Raw genomic sequence first — 2873 nt, forward strand, 5'->3', positions numbered from 1 at the left:
GCGATCGGCCATGCGTACCGGATTTATCGACCCACGAATGATCCTGAGGTCGCGCAGATCGAAAGGGCCGAATAGCAATGGTTGCCTCACCGGAGGATAAGGCCGACAAGAGTCAGATTGGTTTGACCCCTGCCGCCGACGAGTATCTCAAGGCGATTTCGAACGAACACTTTGGCGGGAGCCAGCGCGACGCATACCTGTTCGCTATCGCATATGCGGTCGGTGCTGGATTGGACCTCGAAGAGGCACCGGCCGGAGGATTTGTAACCAAGTTCAACGCTCTGGGCACTCTGGAGAGCGGCAGTTCGCTTAGGGATCTGCTGGCAATTCTGGATGTTGGCGAGGCTTCCCGTCCCTTTGCGACCGCGGAGCGCCTTGCGGAGCTGGGTGTCAAGGCAATCGCGCAGCGGCTCGCGGGGAGCGAAACGCTCGCCGATATTCTGGAGAGTGTGGCTTCGATTGAGACGCAGTGAGTGCTCAGGTAGGTAGTCGCTGGGCGCCAGCCGGGCATGGTCGGTGACGTTGACGTCGCGGCCGGCGTTGTAAGGCCGTGATGCGAGCGCGAGTGGCTCTCGCCCATTGAGCAGCGGCRAAACCGGTTCTGTGCCACGGGATCACTGGGTGTCACCCCGAACGCTGGCTGTCCGGCCGCGCGCACAGCAGCAAGCGACGGCGGCATCGTCGCGAACTGGAGATCCTCGAGCGCCGCCTTGGTGTTGACGGCGCGGCCTTGCTCGTGGGCAAGGCGCTACCAACATCGAGGCAGATCCCGGATGAGCGGAGACGTCACTGGCGTCGGTGTGAGGGACAAGCATGCAGTTCGGGCCGCGGGGCTTTTCCGCCGAAGTGGCGAGTGTCAATCGATTCGGTTCCGGACGCCGGTGCTACCTGAGCTTGAGTTGCGTTGGCTGTCACGCGGGCCAAGTTCCGCGTTTCTCGCGCCGAGCCGTCGTACTCAGCGCTTCGTTCGCGGTGGACCTTAGGCGCCTCGCTGCGACCCTGGGTCGGCAATCGACGAGCTCAGGCGGAGGGAGACGGCTGGTGCTCCCAGCGTTGACCGCAAGAGCGATCTCACCGGCCCTGCCGGCCTTGGCGGCGCTTGGGTGGGCCGTTCGCTGCGGGGGCGTCCGTGTTGACCACGTCAACGGACCGGTTGAATTTGCGCTCGGGCCGACGGATTGGCGATCGTGAACGTGCAGATCAGACGTTCGCCCTCATCCGGCGGCACTCGCCGAAGCGCGCCTTCGATTCTCGCCACTTGCGCGTGTAGACGGTCGATCGCGGGGGCAGTTGGAAAGCCGACAATACGCGTGCAAGCTGGTCCTAGGAGGGGTGATTGGCCTGCGCACGCGCGACATATTGCAGGTGCGGCCCCTCGCGAGCGCGAACTGAGCGTCGTATCTCGACGTGAAGTGGGCCGCATCGTAAGCCTGCAACGTGCACGCATTGCCGGAGCCGGGCCGGTGGCGGGAGGCTAGGCCCGTGTTGAACACACCGGCGCTCTATTTCCCCTACATCCATGTCCGTGACGACGACTGGCTGAAGACAGCTGCGCTGTACTGGCCGTCCGTGCGGCGTCTCGTGCCGCACGACTACCCCAAGCACGACACGGACACGGCGCGGACGTTCGCGGAGCATGGCCTGCTCGTCGACGAAGACCCCGCGGAGTACCTGGACCTCGTCGCCTGGGACCTTGTTGACTACCTCCGCGTCAACGCCAGCGACCTTCGCGACCGCTACAACGTCTGGCGGGTCGAAGAGGAGGACTGGCCCGCGAATGAATCGTTCTTTCCATCCGATCCGACGCCGGGGTCCCCAGGGCTCGGATGGATCCACCTGTCCAAGTTCTCCCCGCGGGCTCTTCAGATCCTCGAGGAGCAGGGACTCGCCATCCGTGGACGCAAGAACAACAGAGGCTCCTTCGGTCACGGCTCCAACTGGATCGGCTTGCATCCGCTCCTCGCCGGTGCCTACATGACGGCGCTAACGGGGAAGGTCAGTGAGGCCGGCGGCTTCCAGCCGCTGACCGACCAGGACGAGCTCCGTCGGGCTACGCCGACGAACGAGGCGCACGCTGCACTGCGATTGTTGACTGGTCGAAAAGAGGACGTCCGAGCGGCGTCAGACTCCGATGCGGTGGCCAATTACGTCATGCTGGCGGTTCAGACTGTTCGCCCCACCGGCCTGGCGTTGGTGCCGGCGGAGAAGATCGTTGAGTGCCGCAGGGACCTCCAAGTGGAACTCGACAACTTCCGGAGTTTCGTCGCGAAGCAGCTCGATGAACTGAGCGAGATCGCGGCCCTCCCGATCGAGCGTCGTCGGCTCGAGCAGTTCAGCGAGCACGTGGCGCGCAGTATCGAGCAACCCCTGCGAAAGCTCGAGAAGGAGCTGCTGCTGCGCAAGATGGCCCCTGTCCGCTCCTTCCTAATGGCTAGCAAGCACAGTCTTCCGGCTTCCGCCGCCGCGGTGCTTAGCGGCGCGCCTGCGAGCGCGGTCGCGACAGGGGGCGTTGCAGTCGCGGCCGGAGGGGCATGGTGGGACGTACAAAGGCAGAGAGCAGCCGCGAAAGCCAGTTCGGACGTCGGCTATCTTCTTGACGTCCGAGACCGTCTGACCCCGCACACCGTGGTCAGACGAGCGAAGAAGCTCTACACGGGAACCTATTGAGCACACGGGAGCGGTCACTGGGCACTCGCGTCGCTCCGTCATCACTCCCGGGATTCACGGACCGTCGCCAGGTCTCGCGCGCAGGATCACCAGCAAGCTGTGGACGTCTTGAGAACAGTTGTACGGGGGTCGATCGAAGCGCATGGCGCCCTCGGGTCCGTGCCGGAGCTTTGACGGGAACGGCGGGTTGATCTGGATCTGTAGAC

Annotated in this window: 2 protein-coding genes; both read left to right on the forward strand. The window is 64.3% G+C overall.

What is annotated here, in order from left to right; all coding sequences use genetic code 11:
- The first annotated feature begins 77 nt into the window (after positions 1–77).
- The gene (locus ACXJKG_RS20505) at positions 78–473 is read left to right on the forward strand and encodes a hypothetical protein (RefSeq protein ID WP_456847566.1); all 396 of its coding nucleotides are present in this window, start codon (positions 78–80) and stop codon (positions 471–473) included.
- A 1009-nt stretch (positions 474–1482) separates the two neighbouring features.
- Positions 1483–2667, forward strand: coding sequence for a DUF6236 family protein (locus ACXJKG_RS20510; RefSeq protein WP_456847567.1), 1185 nt, complete (start codon positions 1483–1485; stop codon positions 2665–2667).
- The last annotated feature ends 206 nt before the right edge of the window (positions 2668–2873 follow it).

It is taken from the genome of Cellulomonas sp. P5_C6, assembly GCF_054049635.1.